The organism is Rhizobium indigoferae (genome assembly GCF_034554815.1).
Classification (GTDB): Bacteria; Pseudomonadota; Alphaproteobacteria; order Rhizobiales; family Rhizobiaceae; genus Rhizobium; species Rhizobium leguminosarum.
This window is the reverse complement of sequence record NZ_CP140635.1, coordinates 409081-425816: the sequence shown is the minus strand read 5'-3', so window position 1 is coordinate 425816 and position 16736 is coordinate 409081. Positions and strand designations below refer to the sequence as shown.

The 16736-nt window shown below is 60.5% G+C and carries 13 protein-coding genes, 1 tRNA gene and 1 pseudogene; 4 read left to right on the top strand and 11 right to left on the bottom strand.

Annotation, left to right across the window (positions count from 1 at the left end; genetic code table 11):
• Nucleotides 1-26: 26 nt before the first annotated feature.
• From U5G49_RS02120 to U5G49_RS02090, 7 genes are all read right to left on the bottom strand, one after another.
• Nucleotides 27-980 (bottom strand): peptide ABC transporter ATP-binding protein, encoded by a 954-nt coding sequence (locus tag U5G49_RS02120; RefSeq protein WP_018445768.1) that lies wholly within the window; start codon nucleotides 978-980, stop codon nucleotides 27-29.
• On the bottom strand, nucleotides 977-1993 hold the full coding sequence (locus U5G49_RS02115) for an ABC transporter ATP-binding protein (RefSeq protein ID WP_193445698.1): 1017 nt from the start codon (nucleotides 1991-1993) through the stop codon (nucleotides 977-979). The genes U5G49_RS02120 and U5G49_RS02115 overlap by 4 nt, the downstream gene beginning before the upstream one ends.
• On the bottom strand, nucleotides 1993-2883 hold the full coding sequence (locus U5G49_RS02110) for an ABC transporter permease subunit (RefSeq protein WP_193445697.1): 891 nt from the start codon (nucleotides 2881-2883) through the stop codon (nucleotides 1993-1995). The genes U5G49_RS02115 and U5G49_RS02110 overlap by 1 nt, the downstream gene beginning before the upstream one ends.
• A 9-nt stretch (nucleotides 2884-2892) precedes the next feature.
• The gene (locus U5G49_RS02105) at nucleotides 2893-3897 is read right to left on the bottom strand and encodes an ABC transporter permease subunit (protein WP_193445696.1); all 1005 of its coding nucleotides are present in this window, start codon (nucleotides 3895-3897) and stop codon (nucleotides 2893-2895) included.
• Nucleotides 3898-3984: 87 nt separating this feature from the next.
• Nucleotides 3985-5580, bottom strand: coding sequence for an ABC transporter substrate-binding protein (locus U5G49_RS02100; protein ID WP_018244874.1), 1596 nt, complete (start codon nucleotides 5578-5580; stop codon nucleotides 3985-3987).
• A gap of 340 nt (nucleotides 5581-5920) precedes the next feature.
• Nucleotides 5921-6403 carry an iron-responsive transcriptional regulator RirA gene (rirA, locus tag U5G49_RS02095; RefSeq protein WP_018244873.1) on the bottom strand — a complete coding sequence of 161 codons (483 nt, stop codon included), beginning with the start codon at nucleotides 6401-6403 and terminating at the stop codon, nucleotides 5921-5923.
• 333 nt (nucleotides 6404-6736) lie between these two features.
• Nucleotides 6737-8233, bottom strand: coding sequence for a CoA-acylating methylmalonate-semialdehyde dehydrogenase (locus tag U5G49_RS02090; protein ID WP_193445695.1), 1497 nt, complete (start codon nucleotides 8231-8233; stop codon nucleotides 6737-6739).
• 192 nt (nucleotides 8234-8425) lie between these two features.
• On the opposite strand from U5G49_RS02090, the gene U5G49_RS02085 reads away from it, so the two are divergent.
• Together U5G49_RS02085 and U5G49_RS02080 are read left to right on the top strand one after the other, a co-directional pair.
• Nucleotides 8426-8740 carry a putative quinol monooxygenase gene (locus tag U5G49_RS02085; protein ID WP_018244870.1) on the top strand — a complete coding sequence of 105 codons (315 nt, stop codon included), beginning with the start codon at nucleotides 8426-8428 and terminating at the stop codon, nucleotides 8738-8740.
• Nucleotides 8737-9618 carry a LysR family transcriptional regulator gene (locus U5G49_RS02080; protein WP_018445773.1) on the top strand — a complete coding sequence of 294 codons (882 nt, stop codon included), beginning with the start codon at nucleotides 8737-8739 and terminating at the stop codon, nucleotides 9616-9618. Before U5G49_RS02085 ends, U5G49_RS02080 begins: the two co-directional genes overlap by 4 nt.
• On the opposite strand, the gene U5G49_RS02075 is transcribed toward U5G49_RS02080, so the two are convergent.
• From U5G49_RS02075 to traA, 3 genes are all read right to left on the bottom strand, one after another.
• Nucleotides 9615-9782 carry a hypothetical protein gene (locus U5G49_RS02075; RefSeq protein ID WP_164903171.1) on the bottom strand — a complete coding sequence of 56 codons (168 nt, stop codon included), beginning with the start codon at nucleotides 9780-9782 and terminating at the stop codon, nucleotides 9615-9617. The two genes, U5G49_RS02080 and U5G49_RS02075, sit on opposite strands and share 4 nt — an antisense overlap.
• Nucleotides 9783-9825: 43 nt before the next feature.
• Nucleotides 9826-10263: a DUF4174 domain-containing protein gene (locus U5G49_RS02070; protein ID WP_128409056.1), complete on the bottom strand. Its 438-nt coding sequence runs from the start codon at nucleotides 10261-10263 to the stop codon at nucleotides 9826-9828.
• Between the two features lie 109 nt (nucleotides 10264-10372).
• Entirely contained in the window at nucleotides 10373-15019 is a 4647-nt protein-coding gene (gene traA, locus U5G49_RS02065) for a Ti-type conjugative transfer relaxase TraA (RefSeq protein WP_322790905.1), read from the bottom strand.
• A gap of 349 nt (nucleotides 15020-15368) precedes the next feature.
• Between traA and U5G49_RS02060 the strand changes: the two genes are divergently transcribed.
• Both U5G49_RS02060 and U5G49_RS37305 read left to right on the top strand, forming a co-directional pair.
• On the top strand, nucleotides 15369-16313 hold the full coding sequence (locus U5G49_RS02060; RefSeq protein ID WP_210262440.1) for a nucleotidyltransferase and HEPN domain-containing protein: 945 nt from the start codon (nucleotides 15369-15371) through the stop codon (nucleotides 16311-16313).
• Nucleotides 16314-16344: 31 nt separating this feature from the next.
• Nucleotides 16345-16526: pseudogene (locus U5G49_RS37305) on the top strand (IS481 family transposase); the annotation flags it as partial.
• Nucleotides 16527-16644: 118 nt separating this feature from the next.
• Here the strand turns inward: U5G49_RS37305 and U5G49_RS02050 are convergent.
• Nucleotides 16645-16721: transfer RNA gene (locus U5G49_RS02050), tRNA-His, on the bottom strand.
• Nucleotides 16722-16736: the final 15 nt, after the last annotated feature.

Below are 16736 nucleotides of genomic sequence, written 5' to 3'. Positions count from 1 at the left end.
TTTACTCCTCGGGCTTTTCTTCCCGCTCAATCGAGCGGGAAATGACAGGCATATTGATGTGTGCCTTCCCCAGTTAATTCGGGAGAAACCTGGCGGCAATGGTCCTGCGCCTTCCAGCAGCGCGGATTGAAGTGGCAACCCGACGGCGGCTTCAACGGCGAAGGCAGTTCGCCCTGCAGGCGAATGCGGGTCTTTTCGCGATCGGGATCGGCGATCGGCGTCGCCGACAGCAAGGCTGCCGTATAGGGATGGCGCGGCCTGGCGAAGACCTCGGCGGCGGGACCGGTTTCCACCGGACGGCCGAGATACATTACCATCACCTCGTCGGCGATATGATGGACGACGGACAGGCCGTGCGAGATGAAGAGATAGGCAAGCCCCATCTCCTTCTGCAGGTCCATCAGGAGGTTCAGCACCTGCGCCTGGATCGAAAGGTCGAGCGCCGAAACCGGTTCGTCGAGCACCAGTACCTTCGGCCGCAGCATCAGGGCGCGGGCAATGGCGATGCGCTGGCGCTGGCCGCCTGAGAACATATGGGGATAACGGCCATAATGCTCCGAACGCAGGCCGACGCGGGCCATCATCTCCTCCACCTTGCGGCGGCGGGCGGCGGCGTTGAGATCGGTGTTGATCTTCAGCGGCTCTTCGAGGATCGAACCGACCTTCTGGCGCGGGTTGAGCGAGCCGTAGGGGTTCTGGAAGACGATCTGCACCTGGCTGCGCAGGCTGCGGTCACCGACATGGGCCGGCTTGCCGTCGATCAGCAACTGCCCTGATGTCGGATCCTCGATCATGGTGACCAGGCGGGCGAGCGTCGACTTGCCGCAACCGGATTCGCCGACGACGGCGAGCGTCTTGCCGGAATGCAGGCTGAAGCTGACGCCGTTCAGCGCCTTGACGGTGGCATCGGCTTTGAAGAGGCCGCGGTTGACGGTGTAAAAGCGGGCGAGATCCCTGCCCTCGAGAACGGCGTCCGTCATACGAGGTCTCCTGCAGTTTCAACGGCCATGATGCCGGGATGCCCGAGCGGCTTGGCGTCCTTCAAAGGATAGTTGCAGAGCGCCAGTCCGAGCTCCGGCCCCTGGCGGACAACGCCGCGCTCGCATTCGACCGTGGCGAAGCCACAGCGCGGCGCGAAGAGACAGCCCGTCGGGCGACCATGTTGGCCGGGAACGACACCGGCGATAGAGGGAAGACGCTGGCCGACTTTGGCGCGTTCCGGCAGAGCGGCGAGCAGGGCTGCGGTATAGGGATGATGCGGATCGCGGAACAGCGCCCTCACCGGCTGCTCCTCGACCTTCTGGCCAGCATATTGCACCTGCACACGTTCGGCGGTTTCGGCAACGACGCCCATGTCGTGGGTGATCAGCACCAGCGCCATGCCCTGCTCCTTCTGCAGGCGAACGAGCAGATCGAGGATCTGTGCCTGGATCGTCACGTCGAGCGCGGTCGTCGGCTCGTCGGCGATGAGCAGCTTCGGATTGCAGGCGAGCGCCATGGCGATCATGACGCGCTGGCTCATACCGCCGGACATCTGATGCGGGAAGTTCGACAGGCGCTCTTCCGGCGCCGGAATGCCGACGAGGTTCAAGAGCTCGATCGAGCGTTGGCGGCGCTCCTTGCGGTTGAGGCCCATATGAAAGCGCAAGGTCTCACCGAGCTGGAAGCCGACCGTGAAGCACGGATTGAGGCTCGACATCGGCTCCTGGAAGATCATCGCCATATCCTTGCCGACGATCCTGCGGCGCTGGCGGGCGGAGATGCCGCGCAGATCCTTGCCGTCGAACTGCATGCGGTCGGCGGTGATCTTCGCCGTCCAGGGCAAAAGCCCCATCAGGGCAAGCATGGCAACGGATTTGCCCGAGCCGGATTCGCCGACAACCGACAGGATCTCGCCCTTATCGCAGACAAGCGATACGCGGTCGACGGCGCGGAAGAGACCGGAAGAGGTCTGGAATTCGACAGTCAGATTTTCAATCTCGAGGAGTGGCATCACGACCTCTTCAGTTTGGGATCGAGCGCGTCGCGCAGGCCGTCGCCCATCAGGTTGATGGCGAGAACGGTGATGAGGATGGCAAGACCCGGAAACGTCACCACCCACCAGGCGCGCGAAATGAACTCACGGGATTCGGCGAGCATCGTCCCCCATTCGGGTGTCGGCGGCTGGGCGCCCATGCCGAGAAAGCCGAGGGCGGCGGCATCGAGGATCGCCGCCGAGAAGGCGAGCGTCGCCTGAACGATCAGGGGGCCCAGACAGTTCGGCAGGATCGTCTTGAACATCAAACGGAAGGTGCCGGCCCCGGCGACACGCGAGGCAATCACATATTCCTTCTCACGCTCTGAGATGACCGAGGCGCGCGTCAGCCGCACGAAATGCGGCTGGTTGACCAGCGAAATCGCGATCATCGCATTGGTAAGCCCTGGCCCGAGCACGGCCACCAGCACCAGAGCCAGCAGCAGCGACGGGAAGGCCAGGATGATATCCATCAGGCGCATGATCGCGGTATCGATCTTGCCGCGGAAAAATCCGGCGACGAGGCCGATCAGCACGCCTGAAATGACCGAAAGCGTAACGACGACGACGCCGATGAACAGCGAAAACCGCGCGCCGTAGATCAGGCGCGAAAGGATATCGCGGCCGACGGCATCCGTTCCAAGCGGGAAGGAGGCGCTGCCGCCCTCCATCCAGAACGGCACGGCCAGCAGTACCGCACGGTTCTGCTCGTTCGGCTGATGTGGCGCAAAGAGCGGCGCGAGGACTGCGACGACCAGAATGATGATGAAAACCACCAGGCCGATGACGGCGCCCTTGTTGCGGGAGAAATAATGCCAGAACTCCGCAAGAGCGGATGGTTGGCCGATTTTGACGGTGACCGTGCTCATGGACCGCTCCTAGTGACGAATGCGCGGATTGATGAAGCCGTAGAGAACATCAACAATCAGATTGACCAGCATGATGACGCCGGCGATCAGCAGAAGACCGCCCTGGACCACGGCGTAGTCGCGCTTGAAGACCGAATCGACCATCCATTTGCCGATACCCGGCCAGGAGAAAATCGTCTCTGTGAGGATGGCGCCGGCAAGAAGAACACCGATCTGCAGACCGATCGTGGTGATGACCGGGATCATCGCATTGCGCAGCGCATGCACGCCGACGACGCGCAACGGCTTCAGGCCCTTCGAGCGTGCCGTACGGACATAATCCTCACCCAGAACCTCGAGCATCGCCGAACGCGTCTGGCGGGCGATGACGGCGAGCGGAATGGTCGCCAGTACGATGGTCGGCAGAATGAGGTAGCTGACCGCCGATGCGAAGGCGCCCTTTTGGCCCGACAGCAGGCTGTCGATCAGCATGAAGCCGGTGACCGGCTTGAAGAAATACATCAGCGAGATGCGGCCGGAAACCGGTGTCCAGCCGAGATAGCCGGAGAAGAAGATGATAAGCAGCAAGCCCCACCAGAAGATCGGCATGGAATAACCGATGAGGGCAACACCCATCACGCTCTGATCGAACCACGTGCCTCGCTTGACGGCCGCAAAGACGCCGGCGGGCACGCCAAGACAGACCGCGATGATGATGGCACAGAGCGAAAGTTCCAGCGTTGCCGGGAACAACGTGAAGAACTCACCGAGAACGGGCCGCTTGGTGACGATCGAGGTGCCGAGATCGCCGTGCAACACTTTTACGATATAATCGAAATATTGCATATATATGGGCCGGTCGAAGCCGAGATCGTGCATGATCTGGGCGTGACGTTCCGGCGCCATGACACGTTCCCCCGACAGAAGCATGACCGGATCACCGGGAATTAGGCGGATGAACGAGAAGGCAATGAGTGAAACGCCGAGAAACGTCGGGATCAGCACCGCGAAGCGGCCGATGAAAAAACGCAACATAGCAGGTTTTCCAATAGTTTCCGGCGGTCAGGGGAACCTGACCGCCGGCCGCACCCGGCGTTAACCGGGTAGTTTACAGATTTTTTATTATTCGGAAATGTCCACGCCGTCGAAACGGTGGATGCCTAGCGGATCCATGAAGAAGCCCGAGACCTTCTTGCTCATCGGAACAAAGACCAACGAGTGGTCAAGCGTATTCCAGGGAGCTTCCTTCTTGAAGATCAGCTGCGCCTGCTCATAAGCCTTGGTGCGCTCGGCGACGTCGGCCGTCTGCTTGGCCTTCGTCATCAGATCGTCGAACTCCTTGTTGCACCACTGAGCGCGGTTGTTGCCGCCGACAGCGTCGCAGCCAAGCAACGTATCCATGAAATTGTCTGGATCGCCGTTGTCGCCGGTCCAGCCGAGGATGACGGCACCGTCGCGATTCTTGTCGGACGAAAGCTTCAGATATTCGGCCCATTCATGGGTAACGATTTCCGCATCGACGCCGACCTTGGCCAAGTCGGCCTGCATCAATTCGGCGGCGCGACGCGCGTTCAACATGTACGGACGTGAAACCGGCATCGCCCAGATCTTCATCTTCAGATCCTTGACGCCGGCATCTGCCAGCATCTTCTTCGACGCATCGGGATCGTACTTGTCGTCTACGACGGCGTCGTTATAGGACCACATCGTCGGCGGGATCGGGTTCTTGGCAACGGCCGCGGCCCCCTGGAAGACGGCATCGACGATTGCCTGCTTGTTGATCGCCATGTTCAGCGCCTTGCGGACTTCGGCCTTGTCGAATGGAGCAATCAAGGTGTTGTAAGCGAGATACGAAACGTTCAGGCCGGCCTGCTCAAGCACGGTCAGGTTCTCGTCCTTCTTAAGTTCGGCGACGTCAGCCGCGTTCGGATAAGGAATGAGGTGGCATTCGCCGGCCTTCAGCTTCTGGGCGCGCACGGCAGCGTCAGAGGTGATCGCGAAAACCAGATCGTCGATCTTTTCCTTGCCCTTGAAATAGGTTTCGTTGGCCTTGTAGCGGATAACGGCATCCGGCTGGTAGGCGACGAAGGTGAACGGGCCAGTGCCGAGCGGCTGCTGGTTCATCTGCGCCATCTTGCCGTCGGCGGCGAGCTTGTCGGCATATTCCTTGGAGACAATCGAGGCGAAGTCCATGGCGAGGTCGGCGAGGAACGGCGCTTCGGGATGGTTGAGCGTGAACTTGACGGTGAGGTCGTCGACCTTCTCGACCGACTTGATCAGCTCCGGGAAGCCCATGCCGGCAGCATATTCGTAAGAGCCGCCCTCGACATACTTGTTCCACGGATTGTCAGCCTTGAGCTGGCGCTCGAACGAGAAGATGACGTCGTCGGCATTGAAGTCACGCGTCGGCGTGAAGAAGTCGGTGGTCTGGTACTTGACGCCCGGATGCAGCTTGAAGGTGTACTCCTTGCCGTCGGCCGAAACGCTCCAGCTGTCGGCCAGGCCCGGCTCGATCTCGGTGCCGCCATGCTTGAATTCGACGAGACGGCTATAGACCGTGCGCGACGACGCGTCGAAGGTCGTGCCTGCCGTATAGAGGCTCGGGTCGAAGCCTTCCGGCGAGCCCTCGGAGCAATAAACAAGGGTCTTGGACCAGGCCGACGTCGCCATGACGGAAATCAAGGCCGTCGCTGCCAGGAGGACAGAGATCTTTTTCATAATATTGTTTCCCGGTTGTTCTTTTTTGATGTTTGGAGATCGTAGAATGGCATCACGATCGACGGTTGATGGAACGATATTTATCTACTGAAAGCAACGGGCTACGCAGAAAAATTTTCCAGCTGGACAATTTTAGAAATTTTCAGTCAAAAATCAGCCGCATTTGGAAATATTCAGACAAAAAAGACCGGAATTTTGTCGCATTTGGTATAAAAGCGCGCCCATCGCGACATGCAACCGGCATTTCCCAGCATTCCGGAGGCCAAAGAGACCCCCGCAAAAACAAAAACCGCGGTTGCCGGGGCAACCGCGGTTCAGAAGCATATTCAGCTCCTTTAATTCAGGCGGCGGGCGCAACGATCGCGGGTTTGCGATATGCCGGCTCGCCGGTAATTCCGAGAAGGAAATTGATCTGCGGACGCGCCTTGACGAGGTCGTCGATGGAATATTCCGACAGCACGGCGAAGAAGGCGTTGAGCGCCTTGCGCAGCGCCGAATTCAAACCGCAACTGTCGACCAGCGGGCATTCGACCTCACCGTCATCCTCGAAGCATTCGGCCATGGCGAAACTGTCTTCCGTCACCCGAACGACGTCGAAAAGACTAATGTCGGCGGCCGGTTTGCCCAAGCGCACACCGCCATTGCGACCGCGCACGGTTTCGACCAGACCCGCCTTGTTCAGCGGCTGGAGGATCTTGAAAAGAAAGAGCTCGGAAACGCCATAGGCCTTGGCGATTTCCGGAATCCGGCTCAAGTGCCCATCGTTGGCAGCACAATACATCAACATGCGAACCGCATAGTTCGTCTGCTTCGTCAACCGCATGCCGATCTCCTGACTCGTGCCTGTTCAGACCTATATAGGCGGTTTGGTAGTTTTGAACAATTCCAAAATATGAAATTCGCATTCAGCTTATGAGGCCATTTGCCGCGACGTCAATCCCGCTCCAGGATCCCGACGTCACCAGGATGGCCCGCCCGCGCTCGGGCGTGCCTTGCGCATCAATTTGACCTCGGCACTGGGGGAATAGGAGATGGCGAGCAGACTCAGGACATCCTCGACGCCGGACCGATATCGCCGGCAATCAGCATGACGAGGAAGAATTCGGGAGCCAAAAGGCCCCCGAATTGCAGATTTCAGATCGGAACGTCGTGACGATCACTTCATCGTCGGCATGACGAATTCAGCGCCGCTCTTGATGCCCGAGGGCCAGCGGGCAGTGACGGTCTTGGTCTTCGTCCAGAACTTGATCGAATCCGTGCCATGCTGGTTGAGGTCGCCGAAGCTCGAGGCCTTCCAGCCGCCGAAGGAGTGATAGGCGAGCGGAACCGGAATCGGAACGTTGATGCCGATCATGCCGATATTGATGCGCGATGCGAAATCGCGGGCGGCATCGCCGTCACGGGTGTAGATGGCGACGCCGTTGCCATATTCGTGCTTCATCGGCAGCGACAGCGCTTCCTCGTAGTTCGCGGCGCGAACGACGGAAAGGACAGGTCCGAAGATCTCGGTCTTGTAGATATCCATCTCGGGCGTGACATGATCGAACAGGCAGCCGCCGACGAAATAGCCGTCTTCATAACCCTGGAGCTTGAAATCGCGGCCGTCGACGACGAGTTTGGCACCTTCCTCGATGCCGCGGTCGATCAGGCCGCGAACACGGGTATAGGCTTCCCTGGTGACCAGCGGGCCCATGTCGGCCTTGTCGTCGGTATAGGGGCCGATGCGCAGGGACTCGATCTTCGGCGTCAGCTTCTCGACGAGGCGGTTGGCGGTCTCCTCGCCGACCGGGACGGCAACCGAGATCGCCATGCAGCGCTCGCCGGCCGAACCGTAGCCTGCGCCCATCAGCGCGTTGACGGCCTGGTCCAGGTCTGCATCCGGCATGATGATCATGTGGTTCTTGGCGCCGCCGAAGCATTGGGCGCGCTTGCCGTTCATCGCCGCGGTGCCATAGACGTAGCGGGCGATCGGCGTCGAGCCGACGAAGGAGACGGCGCCGATATCAGGATCGGTGAGAATTGCGTCAACCGCACCCTTGTCACCATTGACGACGTTGAGGATGCCGGCGGGCAGACCGGCCTCGATCATCAGTTCGGCTAGGCGGATCGGCAGGGAGGGATCACGCTCGGAGGGCTTCAGGATAAAGGCGTTGCCGCAGGCGATCGCCGGGGCAAACATCCACATCGGGATCATGCCGGGGAAATTGAAGGGGGTGATGCCGGCGCCGATGCCGACCGGTTGGCGGATCGAATACATGTCGATCGCCGGCCCGGCGCCCTCGGTGAACTCGCCCTTGGCGAGATGGGGAATGCCGCAGACGAATTCGCAGACTTCGAGGCCGCGAATGACGTCGCCCTTGGCATCCTCGATCGTCTTGCCGTGCTCCTTGGAGAGGATTTCGGCAAGTTCGTCCATGTGCTTGTTCAGGAGTTCGACAAATTTGAAGAAGACGCGGGCGCGGCGCTGGGGGTTGGTGGCAGCCCATTTCGGCTGCGCAGCCTTGGCATTTTCGACGGCGGCGCGCAGTTCCTCGACGCTTGCGAGTGCGACCGTCGCCTGCACTTCGCCTGTCGCCGGATTGTAGACATTGCTCACGCGGCCGCTGGTGCCGGCAACTTGCTTGCCGCCGATGAAATGACCGATCTCACGCATGGGTGTTCCTCCTGTTTTTCGATGACCGACATTCGCACTTCAATTTGCACAAATCAATGCGATGATATAAGCAACCGTTGTGCGTAGATTATAGCCCTATCGTCGCATCAGGCGCTGCGGCTACTTCCAAACTGGCACTGCACGCCAACAAGTCAAACGCCGACAAGTCAAACCCTGGGGGAGGTCAAACCGATGAGCCGGAAACCCATCGTCAGAATGGCGGAACTGGAGATCGATCCGGACACGCTTGAAACCTATCGCGCCTTGCTCACGGAAGAAATCGAAGCATCCCTAGCGCTGGAAGACGGTGTCCTTTCCCTGAGCGCTGTTTCCATTAGGGACAGCCCAAACCGGATCCGTATCCTTGAAGTCTACGCCGACCAAGAAGCATACGAGGCCCATCTGCGGACACCGCATTTCCTCAAGTACAAGAACCAGACGGCGCAGATGGTCACATCGCTGACGCTTGTCGAGGTCGATCCGATTGCAATGCGTGCCAAGCCATGAATTGGGACGATGTTCGGATTTTCCTAGCCGTCGCCCGCACCGGGCAGATCCTTGCCGCCTCGAAGCGGCTGGGGCTCAATCACGCCACGCTCTCACGTCGACTGACTTCGCTGGAAGAGGCGCTGAAGACGCGGCTTTTCATCCGTCGCACAAACGGCTGCGAGCTGACGGCCGAAGGAGAAATGTTCCTGGCATCCGCGGAGCGGATGGAAACGGAAATGCTCGCAGCACAGGCCAGCCTCGGCCATACAGATACGGCAATTGCCGGGACTGTGCGCGTCGGCGCGCCTGATGGGTTCGGCGTTTCCTTTCTTGCGCCGCGCATGGGCAGACTGATCGAGCGCCATCCGGAGCTGAAGATCCAGCTCGTGCCGGTGCCGCGCTCTTTCTCGCTGTCGCAGCGCGAGGCGGATATCGCCATCACGCTGGAGCGGCCCGAACAAGGCCGGCTCGTCTCCTCCAAGCTCACCGACTACACGCTCGGTCTCTATGCCTCACGCGACTACCTCGCCTCCCGGGGCACGCCAGGCGATATCGACGCGCTGAAGGCGCATCCGCGCATCGGTTACGTCGAAGACCTGATCTTCACCGCCTCGCTGAATTTCTCCGGCGAGGTGATGCGGAGTTGGGATGCAAGCTTCGAAATTTCGACGGCGATCGGGCAGACGGAAGCGGTACGATCAGGCGCCGGCATCGGCATCCTGCACGATTATATCGCCCGGCAGTATCCGGAACTCCAGCGCATCCTGCCGGAGGTTTCGATCCGCCGCGCTTACTGGACGACCTATCACGAAACGGCGCGCGACCTCATGCGCGTCAGGAGCGTCGCCGATTTTCTGCAGGAACTCGTCAGCGCCGAACGGCACATCTTTCTTTAAGCCTCGAAAGCGTGTTTTGCCGGTTCGTCGTTTTCGTCGGGATTGGGAACCGGCGCCTCGTCAGGCAGCCGGTCAGGCTCCGGCTCCTTGATCGGAGGCACCGGCTTCCAGCCGGGCCCGGGCATTGGCGGCTGATCGGGAATGGGTTCGTTGGGCACGGACATGACCGCCTCCCTTTGATGATTTCAATTTACGCGATGTTCGGGGCTATTTGTCCGGCTTCAGCGATTCGGCAGCGCGCATCGGCATGCTGTCGATAATGGCGAAGAGCTCGCCATCGGTAATCGGCTCGCTGGCCTTGAGCTTCACGGTGCCGTCCTTGCCGAGAAGGAAAGCGGCGAATTCGCCGACCTCCGGCGCCTCGAGATCGCGGCGGATCGCTTCGCCGTCGAGGCCGTCAGCCGCACCGAAGAGTGGTCGAACGCCGGCACCGGAAATCTTCAGCACCACCAGGTCACGCTCATCGAGCGCCGAGCGATCGGCCAGCAGGTGATTTTCCTGCCGGGCGGCGCGGGAATTATCCCTGTCGGCAAAAACAACGAAGACGCGGTTCTTCCACTGAAACTGGGCGAGACTTTCGGCAGGCGCATAAGCGCTGTTAGTCTCGTCGATCTTCGTCGCACCGTAGAGAAGAGTTTTCGACATGCGTATTCTCCCGTCAACTGGAGAACGGCCCGAGATGGTGCGGGTTCCATCGAAACGTCAGGGAACCGTATTTTTGGTTTCGCTTCCCAAATTCATCAGTGAGATCCGTTTAAATGCCATTCACACCGATGCCACGGCCACGACTGACAGCCCGCTGGCGCCGTTCCGAGATGATCTGTTCGCTGCTTTCCATGCGCACCGTCCGCTGCAGGACCTTCAACCTGTCCTGCATCGCCTCGAAGGCGCTGCGCTGCGCTGGTGGCACACGGTTGATGAGATCCTTTTCGCCGCGAATGATGGCACTACGGCCGAAGCGCTCGTCGAGCGCCGTGCTGACTCCGGCAAACTCCCGGCGAATGTCCGGATCGAGAATAGCGGCATATGCGCTCAGCTTGCGACCGTTGTTCTTCGCCTCAGCTGTCAGCCGCATGAGCACGTCTTCCGCCGCCGTCGACAGAGCAGGAATGGCAACCGCCATGCGCCGTCGCTCTTCGGCAATAGCCTGGCGTTCGGCATCGAGCACATTGACGTAGGCCGAACCGAGCGATCGCAAACGGGCGGCGGCTTCAGGCACGGCCTGCACCGCCTGTTTCCGCTCCCGGCCGACGGCCAGCATCCGGTCCATCAGGCGATCGGAACCGCGCAATGCGCCATAGGCGGCCGGATCGTTGGTCACCGCGGCCGCGATGCGCTCGCCAGCAAAACCTTTCTGAAGCAGATCTTCGATCTTGCCGACGGCGCCGACCGGATCGCGCCAGATCGCGATTGCCACCGCCGCCAGCGCGGCGCGCTGGTGGCGATACAGTGGTGTGGCCAGAGCACGAGACCTCGCCTCCTCGTCGATCGGGGTCTTGAACTCGGTGACGGCGGCAAGCATGGGCAGCACGGCGGCATTCTCCTTGTCTGTCTCCATCCCCTGATCGGCACTGGCGCCGGCAACACTCTTCGAACGATCCCGTCGCTCGGCGAGATGCTGCTCGTCGGCAAAGCGCTTCACGGCCTCGAACAGCCGGGTCAGCTTCTCGCCTCTGATACTGGCGAGGTCCTCCGGCATACGCTCGACCATGTTGCGTTCGCCAACCGCGTCGGCCTTCGAGGTAAACGCGCGCCAGCCGAAGCGGGCGGTCAGCGCCTCGCTGACCGCCTTGACCTCCTGGACGATCGAGCGGTCTTTGGCGGCAAGCGCAAAGGCGGCCTTGTAGGCGTCGTCACCACCTTGCCTGCGCACCGCCTCGATCTCGGTAAGACGTGCCATCGCCTTTTCGGAGAGCGCCGGGATCGACAATGCCATTTGGGCGCGGCGTTGCTGCTCGTGGCTTTCGAAGCGTTCGGCATTCCGGCGGAACTGGGTGGCATGGGCGCGGACGAGCGGCAGCAAGTCCGTCAAGGCAGTGATCGCGGCATTTCGTTCGTCGCGTGCCGCACGACCATCGACGATCAGGTCGGAACCCCGCAGGCGGCCGAGCCGCTCGGGTGCTTTGGCAAGATCATCGGCAAGCCTGCGCGGATCGACGCTTGTATCCGATGAAAGCGCGTTCAGGGCGACAAGAGCTGCATCCGGGTCACGATAGATCTTCTCCAACAGCGGCCGGAGGATGGCTTCCCGTTCCTTCCAGGCAGGCGACGAAAGTTGTGCCAGCCGCCCATCTTCCTCCACGCTGCTGGTGAAGACTGTGGTGGGTGGAATCAGATATCGGCCGCGAGCAACATCCGCCTCCAAGACGGTTTGGGGTTCAGCCCGTTCCTCGTTGTAGGCGATGCGCCGTTCCCGCTCGATCGTGAAGCCCAGCGCAACGCTTGCCCGCTCCCACAGCTTCGCCAGCTGCTCGCGCTTCTCGGCAATCCCGGCCCACCGCCGGGAAAGGCTTTCCTCCACCCCGGCTGCGGCAAGCGAAAGGTGATCGAGACCACGGCGGCGCGCGAAGTCTTGCGCCTGGGCGCGATAACCGGCCTCGCTTTCAAAATCGAGCGTCGTCGTCTTGGCGCCGGAACGCGACAGGCGCTCTACCAGTTGCTTGAACAGGTCCGGTCGATGGCTTTCCCGCTCGATGCGTTGCTGACGTTCTGCGGCGGTTTCGATCCGCCTGGCTGTCCAGACGTTGCGGTCGACCTCTCTTTCCTCGAACCGCTTCTGGCCGGTTTGCTCGTCGACGATCGCAACCTTGATCGTCACCCGCTCGACGCCGTCCTTGCGCAGCGTGACGGTATCGCCTTCTGAGACGCCACCGTCCTCGAGCGCCTTCGGCAGGCTGACGCCCCATAGACGATGGAGGGTGCCGTCATCCGTCCTGACATCGGCATAGGGACTGTCGTCGGCATCCTCGTCATTCGGCCGGAACTTGGCTTGTCCTGTTTCCACGAGCGCGCCGGTGACGCCGGCGGCATGATCGACACGTGGTTTCCTGCCCCATTTCGGCTTTGCTTCAAAATCGTCCTTCGCCGCATAGAGATCGACGCGGTCTCTGTGTCTCGTCATCGACACATAGGTCAGGTGCTGGTCCATCATGCCGGTGGCGAGCACGAAGGTTCGCTCGACCGTGGCGCCTTGAGACTTGTGAATGGTCGCGGCGTAGCCATGATCGACATTGCGATAGCTGCTCTCGCTGATGACGACATCGCGGCCACTGTCGAGACGGACCGAAAGCACTGCGTCGCCACGTTTGTCGCCGGTGGAAACGACCGTGCCGAGCATGCCGTTCTTCACATGTTGCGGGCCGAGACGACTTGCGCGCGGTTCAACGAAGCGGGCATTCTCCAGGAAGATGATGCGGTCACCGATAGCGAAGTCCCGCGCACCACGTTCGGTCCGGAAGGCACGGTTCTCACTGAGCGCACCCTCGCCTGTCATCACCGATCGCAGCGCCTCGTTCAGACGCTTTACGTCCTCGTTGGTGTGGGCGAGCACCAGAAGCTCGTCACCGCGAAGACGACCGTCATTGCCGGCCGTGGTTGAGTTCCGGATCGCCTGTCGGCGTGCCTCCGTCCAGTCGCCAACAATCCGCGCGATGACGTCGTCCCGTGTCCCTGCCTCGATCAGGTGGCCATGTCGGGCATAAGCGTCGAGGCCTTGTTCGACCTCGCCGCGCGCAAAAAGTCGTGACGCCTCGCGCGCCCATGGCTGGCGCTGGCGGCGCACGCCGGCAAGTTCGGCAAAACCGATCCGTTCAGTGATCGCCCGGAACGCCGCCCCCGCCTGGATCGGCTGCAGCTGCATCGCGTCACCAACCAGCACGACCTTCACCTCGGCTTGCTCGGCGATGTCAAGCACGCGGGCCATCTGCTGCGACGACACCATGCCGGCCTCGTCGATGACAAGCACATTGCCGCGTTCGAGCAGTTCGCGTCCGCTGGCCCAGGCGAGTTCCCAGACGGCGAGTGTCCGCGACCTGATGCCGGAACTGTCTTCCAGCCCTTCGGCTGCTTTCCCGGCAAGGGCAGCACCGATCACCCGGCGGCCACCACTTTCCCAGGCGACGCGGGCGGCGGCAAGCAAGGTCGACTTGCCGGCGCCGGCAAGGCCGACCACGGCGGCGATACCTTTGTCGCGGGTGATATGGTGGATGGCGTCGACCTGTTCCGGATCGAGCCGGAAGGAGTTTTCCGGATCCTGCGTTTCGACCTGCCTGATCGCGGCGGCAACCACCCGATCGGAAACGGCAAAACCGCGGCGCTTCGCCAAAACCCGCGCCGACCGCCCCATGTCATATTCGATGCGCAGCATCTCCCGCGTGGTGAAGACGGCAGGTTCGCTCGCCTTTCCCGTTTCGGCATCGATCTGCTGCGGCTTCAGCATGATGAGATCGTCCGATGCCATCAGGCGCGCGCGGATATTGGCGAAGTCCGCGGGATCGTCGACAGTGCGATGCAGCGCCTTGGCGATATCGCGCTCATCGAAGGTGGAGCGTTCATTGCTCAACTGCTTCAGCAGGAGCGCAGGATCGGCAAGCAGCCGGTCGGCCATCTTCTGGCGACGGGCAAGGTCGGCCGGAGCAAAATACATCTCCGCGTCCCTGCGGGAGAGTGCTGCCTTCTCCGGTCCGAGGTGCTTCTGCGCGATGCCATCAAGGCCCTGTTCGGCATAGGAGCGGCCATCGAGCCGGATCTCGTGACCGGCAAGCGCCAGGTGCCGGCTGGCCGTCTCCGCCCAGGCGATCTTCCATCCCTTCATGGTTTCCTTGTCGCCGCCCCAGGACTTATAGACAATCCGACCAGTGGGCCGCCTGGCCGTGACAAAACGCAATGGCTCGCCATTCTCTCCCAAAACAGGAGCGTTTTTCGGCCCGAACCCCTCCTCCGTCAGCGGTCTCACGGTCGTTAACAGATGGATATGCGGATTGCCGTCTTTGTCGTGATAAACCCAATCGGCGACCATTCGCTCGGACGTAAAGTTATCACGGACGAACTCGCGCACCAGCGCGATGTTCTCGGCCCGCGTCAGCTCTTCCGGCAACGCGATGATCAACTCGCGCGCCAGCCGCGCGTTTGCCTGTTTCTCGAAAGCTTCAACAGCATTCCACAGCGCTTCACTGGCACCAGCGACGGAACGCCCCTCGACCGCCGACCGCAGCCAGGCCGGCGTCTGATCCGGTAGGGCCAGTTCCTCGTGCACCAGTTCGGAAGCCCCGCCGCGAAAGCTGAACGACGTACCGGCCTGTTCGTCCATCATCCTCGTGCGATGACGATAGGCGGCGGCCGAGACGATGTTGCGTCCCGCTCCCCTGCTGATCACCTGCGCTCTGACGAACATGATCGCCATGATTGTCCTCGCATATTCGGAGCAGTGCACCAACGAGCGACGCCGCTCTCTTGCAATGGTCAGGCCGAACGACGTTTTTGCGCCGGGTCCTTATCAGTTGCGACAAATAAGCGATTTAACTGATTTATTCAAGATAGTATAATCGAAAACTTAATTCACGCTTTGTTCGGGCTGTGCACGGCGTTCCGACTACGCCGCAATCAGACGATACTTGTCCCTAAGCGGCTGACGTTTTTCATCAATCTCGAGCGTTGGTTGGCAACCGGATGAGACACAAGGACAAAGCTGGAGTTGAGCGGTGCTAAATTTGCCAGTGGACGATATTGGATCTTTCGCCTATCGATTGCTCATGAAATCGTCGCTTGAACATATGCCGCTTCGCAAGCAGCGAGAACTCGGCCGCGTCCTCGAAATCCTCCACGAGGAATTCGAAGATGCGCTGAAAGAAGGCACCGCCGATTTCAAAAAGCGCGGCAGGATCCTGAAGATTCTCCTCTTCGGCTCCTACGCCAAGGGCGGATGGGTCGATGAACCCTTCACCATGAAGGGGTATCGCTCCGATTTCGATCTGCTGATCATCGTCAACAATCGCAAGCTCTGCGAGTTCGCCGAATATTGGCACAAGGCGGCTGACCGGCTGATCCACGATAAGTCGATCGAAACACCGGTGAGCTTCATTGTCCATTCCAGGCGTGAGGTGAACACCTACCTCAAGGAAGGGCAGTATTTTTTCTCGGACATTCGCAAGGAAGGCATTGTTCTCTATGAGCTGGATGACGAGCAACTGGCTGAGCCAGAGCCTCTTTCGATGGAGGATCGGCTCCGCGTCGCGAAGGAGCACTTTGAGCAAAGGTTTCGAGCGGCAACTCGTTTCCTGGAAATGGGCCGCTTAGCGATAGATCGGGGGTATGCAGAGAATGCTGCTTTCGAACTTCATCAATCTCTCGAACAAGCCTATTCCTGCATCCTGCTCACTCTGACCAATTACGGCCCGCCATCGCACAACATCAAGTTCCTGCGCTCACTCGCCGAGGAACAGGACCGCCGCCTGGCCGAGGCCTTTCCGCGTGATCAGCACAAGGAACGCGCCTGGTTCAATACGTTAAACGAGGCATACGTGAAGGCGCGCTATTCGAAACATTTCGAAATTAGCGAGGAAGCGCTTGGCTGGCTCGCTGAACAAACTGCATTACTGCTCGAACTGGTCAAGACGGTTTGCGAAGGGCACCTGGAGGTCCTTAAAGGAATAGTTGGCAGCGACGTAATCAAACGAGATTCGCGGTCATGCGGTTGACGTAATTCGGCATCTCGGCACGACCGGCTAAAAAATTTTCAATTGCTACAAAGATGACGGCCTGGAGGCCGTGGCGGATTGGTCGCGACGGCCGAAGCATTGCGCCAACCACTCCGTGAACCGGTCGAGGCGATGAGCATCTCGCAAAAGAAGCCGCATTGGGCTGCCAGGAAGATCAGAGAACTGCTGGTCAAGCGCGTGGCCGGCGATGTCGGCCTGCGGGTCGAGCAAAGGACTTTGCGACCGATCGGCAACCCGTTCGCCACGAGGTTGTCACCTATGTCTTAGGGACGCTCTGTTACCTATGTCTTCGATATGGACAAGTGGGAGATGGTACGGTTGGGGGGTCTCGAACCTCCGACCTCAGGTGCCACAAACCTGCGCTCTAACCAACTGAGCTACAACCGCATAAATCGCGCTTGG

What these genes read in the sequence shown, in the direction of transcription:
- U5G49_RS02120 (WP_018445768.1), bottom strand. Translation starts at nt 980, where the DNA reads ATGACGGACGCCGTTCTCGAGGGCAGGGATCTCGCCCGCTTTTACACC.
- U5G49_RS02115 (WP_193445698.1), bottom strand. Translation starts at nt 1,993, where the DNA reads ATGCCACTCCTCGAGATTGAAAATCTGACTGTCGAATTCCAGACCTCT.
- U5G49_RS02110 (WP_193445697.1), bottom strand. Translation starts at nt 2,883, where the DNA reads ATGAGCACGGTCACCGTCAAAATCGGCCAACCATCCGCTCTTGCGGAG.
- U5G49_RS02105 (WP_193445696.1), bottom strand. Translation starts at nt 3,897, where the DNA reads ATGTTGCGTTTTTTCATCGGCCGCTTCGCGGTGCTGATCCCGACGTTT.
- U5G49_RS02100 (WP_018244874.1), bottom strand. Translation starts at nt 5,580, where the DNA reads ATGAAAAAGATCTCTGTCCTCCTGGCAGCGACGGCCTTGATTTCCGTC.
- rirA (WP_018244873.1), bottom strand. Translation starts at nt 6,403, where the DNA reads ATGCGGTTGACGAAGCAGACGAACTATGCGGTTCGCATGTTGATGTAT.
- U5G49_RS02090 (WP_193445695.1), bottom strand. Translation starts at nt 8,233, where the DNA reads ATGCGTGAGATCGGTCATTTCATCGGCGGCAAGCAAGTTGCCGGCACC.
- U5G49_RS02085 (WP_018244870.1), top strand. Translation starts at nt 8,426, where the DNA reads ATGAGCCGGAAACCCATCGTCAGAATGGCGGAACTGGAGATCGATCCG.
- U5G49_RS02080 (WP_018445773.1), top strand. Translation starts at nt 8,737, where the DNA reads ATGAATTGGGACGATGTTCGGATTTTCCTAGCCGTCGCCCGCACCGGG.
- U5G49_RS02075 (WP_164903171.1), bottom strand. Translation starts at nt 9,782, where the DNA reads ATGTCCGTGCCCAACGAACCCATTCCCGATCAGCCGCCAATGCCCGGG.
- U5G49_RS02070 (WP_128409056.1), bottom strand. Translation starts at nt 10,263, where the DNA reads ATGTCGAAAACTCTTCTCTACGGTGCGACGAAGATCGACGAGACTAAC.
- traA (WP_322790905.1), bottom strand. Translation starts at nt 15,019, where the DNA reads ATGGCGATCATGTTCGTCAGAGCGCAGGTGATCAGCAGGGGAGCGGGA.
- U5G49_RS02060 (WP_210262440.1), top strand. Translation starts at nt 15,369, where the DNA reads ATGAAATCGTCGCTTGAACATATGCCGCTTCGCAAGCAGCGAGAACTC.